This window comes from Roseicella sp. DB1501 (assembly GCF_013112485.1).
Lineage (GTDB): Bacteria > Pseudomonadota > Alphaproteobacteria > Acetobacterales > Acetobacteraceae > Paracraurococcus.
In genome coordinates this window covers 1-3,500 of record NZ_JABFHG010000037.1, presented here as the reverse complement: position 1 = coordinate 3,500, position 3,500 = coordinate 1, and the positions used below count along the sequence as shown (strand labels likewise).

Here is a 3,500-nt window from a genome sequence, read left to right as displayed (position 1 = left end):
CAGTTCCGCTGGTCCCCCTCCCGGCCGGGCTCGTGCACCGCCACGTCCGCCACGACCCCGAAGCGCGCCACCACCTCCTCGGCGAAGGCCCGGGCGAGGTGGTGGCGCGCTTCCCGCCCCAGCTCGTGCGGCAGGGCCAGCTCGTATTCCCGCGCCACCTTGGCGTCCTTGCGCTTCTCCGCCGCCTCCGCCGCGTTCCACAGCGCGGCCCGGTCCTGCGCCCACTCCGCCCCGGCCGGCGCCACTACGAACGCCGCGTCCACCCCGCCGCGCCGGGTGTAGTCGTGTACCGTGCCGTCCCGCTCGCATACGATCCGCGACGCCGTGCGATAGGCAGCGGCGCCCGGCCCGCTGCGACCGGTCGCGCGGCTCACCGTCTTCACGCTCAGGTGGAAGCTTGCCATCCCTCTCCGGTCGCCCTTACGGGTTGCAAGGGGCGAAGCCCCTGCCGCACGCATTACGCAGTAATGCTAAAGTGCGCCCTTGCCTCCTTTGTCGGCAAGGGTTGGCTGGCTTGGTCTCCTCTAAAAGCGTTAGGATCAGGAACGCCAAGGTAGCAGGGCAACCGGGGACATAATGGCACTTCCGACACCCGACCAGATCGCCAAGGCCCGCCAGAAAGCGGATCAGGCCAAGGCGCGTCTCGCCGCCCTGCAAGCCCGGCTCTCCGAGGCTTCCCGCAAGCTCGACACCCGCCGCAAGATCATCCTCGGCGGCCTCCTCCTCGATGCTGCCGAGAAGGACGAGCGCTTCTCCCGCGTCGTCACCACTCTCGTCGGCCGCATCGGTCGCCCCCAGGACCTCGCCGCCTTCGAGGGTTGGGAAGCTCCTCGCCCCGACGGCGCGGTCCCACCAGCCGCCCCGGACACCGACCCGGCATGAGCGAGGCCGCCGATCTCTCCCCCGAGGAGGAGGGGGTCCGGGCCTTCCGCGAACTCTCCGGCAGCATGGATCGCGTTGGGGGAGTCCTCGCCCAGGTCGAGGCCACCCAGCGCACCCTCCTGGCCGACCAGCAGCAAGCCGGCGCCCGTGCCCTGGACGCCGCAGGACAAGCCCAGAAAGCCGCTCAGACCGCCCTGGAGGCGTCCAGGGCCGCCCGGTGGCCCGTCGCCTCCTGGACCGCCCTAGGGGTCGTCCTGGGGCTCTTAGGAGGCATCGGCGGCGGCTACCTCCTCGGCCGTTCCTCCGGCTGGGATGCCGGCAGAACGGCGGGCTATGCCGAAGCCCGTGACGAACAGGCCGCCGTGCACTGGGCCAACTCCCCCGGCGGCCGGACTGCCCGCGCCCTCGAGAGCGCCGGCAGCCTCACCCAGATCGCCACCTGTTCGAACCCTGGCTGGTCCGTCGCCACTCGAGATGGCCGCCGACTCTGCCTCCCCAGCGCGGCCCCCGACCGCAGCCAGTACGGCTGGTTTTTGCCCTAACCGACGAGGACCAGCGCCACGCTGCCACCTTCGCCTCTCTCCCAAGCAAATCCGCCCGTTCCACCCGCGCTGCCCTTACCCGGATCAGCGCTTCCAGGGCGGTTTTCCACCGATGAAGAGAGGACCTACAGGAGAGAAGATTCTCTTCTCTGATTCTTAGGGATCGCCGAAACAGCCAAAAATACCCGGAAATCCTCGGGAAATTCGAGTTGATTAGTTGCCGGAATCCGGCAACCATAGATGCCGGTGTACGGCAACTAAAAGCGGTTTGCCCACAGGGGCACGAGGGGACAGGGATGGCTCAGGTGGTTCGACTGCGGACGCAGCCTCAGCGGGTCCAGCGGGAGGTCGCCTCCGACCTCGCCGAGCAGCTCCGACTACTGCCCGAGGACATGCTGAGCCAGTTGCCGGGCAGCATCCGGCTCGCGATCTCCAAAGCCACACACGGGCTGCACAAGCACGCCCGCCCCGACACCGAAGAAGGGCTCTGGCCCGGAGGGTTTGTCATGCTCAGCCGCGCGCAGACCAAGGCCATCTGGGACGCCATCCGCGCGCTGCCGGCCGACGATCGCCCCAACCACGTCCGACACGCCTTCGACCTGGTGCTACTCAACCTGCGCCAGGACACCGGCGAGGTCATGCTCACCCGCGACCAGCTCGCCGAGGAGATCGGCTGCTCCCCTGTGCATGTAAGCCACGTCATGGGCACCCTCGCCCGCATGGGCGTCGTGCGGCGCGAACGCCGCCGCATCGAAGGCGTGCGCGGGCCCGGCATGGTGGTCTACTTCGTCAACCCGCACGTCGCCTGGAACGGCAGCCTCGATATCCGCAAGGCCGACGCGAAGGATGCCAAGGCTCCCACCCTGACCCTCATGGAAGGTGGCAAGACGGCTTAGAAAAAGGCGCTCGGCGTAACCTACCGTACAGCCACTCCGGGCAATTTGTGGCAGCGCTCACCTGCCACAGGTCTGGAACAGCAGATGCCGCGCTTCTTCTTCGACATCGATGATGGAGAGACACAAAGTACCGACGAAGAGGGCACCGAGCTCCTTGATGGGGAAGCCGCGAGCCGGGAAGCCACCAGCGTTCTGCCTGAGATCGCTCGGAATAGACGGCTCGGTGGGAACCGACGCGACCTCACCTGCGACGTGCGAAACGGAGGGGGGCAGGTAATCTTCACGACGAGCCTGTCCCAGGTCGGGCGATGGCTGAAACAGCCGCTGCAAGAGGTAAGCTAGAACCCTAGGCTGGGCCCCCGGCTTGGACGCGGCTGGGGTCCCTCTGGCTCGGGCGTAGGCGGCCGGTGCGGACGCCAGATCGATGGCCGACGCGCTTCCTGGGCCTCCTTCTCGCGGGCCTGCTTGGCTTGCTGATGCTCCCTGTGCAGCCGGTGGATGAGTTCCAACGACTGCTTCTCGCGCTCGGCCTCCAGCGCCTTCGTCCGTCGATCGGCCGCGAGTTGCGCCCCCACCCCACGGGCCAGGCGGTTCACCCAGCGCACCCCGGCCGCCACCTGCCGCTCCAGGCCCGCCGCCGCCTCCCGCGCCACCTCCAGCGCCTTCCGGGCCGCCTCCAGCACCCGGTTCCGCTCTCGCACCTCGGCGTTGTGCTGCCCGATCCGCGTCGCCGGCTCCGGCGCAGTCGGCTGCACCGACGGATCCCGCTCCACGGCCGCGGCGTGCTCCCGGCCCGCCCGCCGCTCCATCGCCGTCGCCGCCACCCCCAGGTGCTGCTCGGCCTCCTGCTCCACCCCGCGCCGGGCGAAGCTCCGGTGGTCCACCCGCTCAGCCACCTTCGCCCGTTCCAGGGCTTGGTTAACCTGGTGCCCCCATAGTTCCCGCAGTTGCTCGATCGCAGGCCCTGAGGTTTGCTTCACGTCGAGGGCGCGGGTCTTGGCTCCCATCCCCCCGGCCGAGACCTCGCGCGTCGTGGTCAGGACGTGCGCGTGCCAGTTCCGCTGGTCCCCCTCCCGGCCGGGCTCGTGCACCGCCACGTCCGCCACGACCCCGAAGCGCGCCACCACCTCCTCGGCGAAGGCCCGGGCGAGGTGGTGGCGCGCTTCCCGCCCCAGCTCGT

6 protein-coding genes are annotated in these 3,500 nt (G+C 69.4%); 4 read left to right on the top strand and 2 right to left on the bottom strand.

The features are described 5' to 3' along the window. On the bottom strand, positions 1-404 hold a 404-nt coding region (locus tag HJG45_RS28155; RefSeq protein WP_171617287.1), incomplete at its 3' end, for a MobA/MobL family protein. A 172-nt stretch (positions 405-576) separates the two neighbouring features. On the opposite strand from HJG45_RS28155, the gene HJG45_RS28150 reads away from it, so the two are divergent. The 4 genes from HJG45_RS28150 (at position 577) to HJG45_RS29655 (ending at position 2,662) form a co-directional block, all read left to right on the top strand. Continuing rightward, complete coding sequence (locus tag HJG45_RS28150) at positions 577-882, top strand: mobilization protein (protein ID WP_171617285.1); 306 nt, start codon at positions 577-579, stop codon at positions 880-882. Continuing rightward, positions 879-1,424 carry a hypothetical protein gene (locus HJG45_RS28145; protein WP_171617283.1) on the top strand — a complete coding sequence of 182 codons (546 nt, stop codon included), beginning with the start codon at positions 879-881 and terminating at the stop codon, positions 1,422-1,424. The genes HJG45_RS28150 and HJG45_RS28145 overlap by 4 nt, the downstream gene beginning before the upstream one ends. A 296-nt stretch (positions 1,425-1,720) precedes the next feature. Then, positions 1,721-2,320, top strand: a complete 600-nt coding sequence (locus tag HJG45_RS28140; RefSeq protein WP_171617281.1) for a helix-turn-helix domain-containing protein — start codon at positions 1,721-1,723, stop codon at positions 2,318-2,320. Positions 2,321-2,404: 84 nt separating this feature from the next. Further along, positions 2,405-2,662 (top strand): DUF6894 family protein, encoded by a 258-nt coding sequence (locus HJG45_RS29655; RefSeq protein WP_408902044.1) that lies wholly within the window; start codon positions 2,405-2,407, stop codon positions 2,660-2,662. On the opposite strand, the gene HJG45_RS28130 is transcribed toward HJG45_RS29655, so the two are convergent. Beyond that, positions 2,659-3,500 (bottom strand): MobA/MobL family protein (locus HJG45_RS28130; protein ID WP_171617277.1); only part of this gene is annotated, 842 nt, incomplete at its 5' end. The genes HJG45_RS29655 and HJG45_RS28130 overlap by 4 nt on opposite strands.

Bases quoted from the DNA above. Each gene is read 5' to 3' on its own strand.
- HJG45_RS28150 (WP_171617285.1), top strand. From the start codon at position 577: ATGGCACTTCCGACACCCGACCAGATCGCCAAGGCCCGCCAGAAAGCG.
- HJG45_RS28145 (WP_171617283.1), top strand. From the start codon at position 879: ATGAGCGAGGCCGCCGATCTCTCCCCCGAGGAGGAGGGGGTCCGGGCC.
- HJG45_RS28140 (WP_171617281.1), top strand. From the start codon at position 1,721: ATGGCTCAGGTGGTTCGACTGCGGACGCAGCCTCAGCGGGTCCAGCGG.
- HJG45_RS29655 (WP_408902044.1), top strand. From the start codon at position 2,405: ATGCCGCGCTTCTTCTTCGACATCGATGATGGAGAGACACAAAGTACC.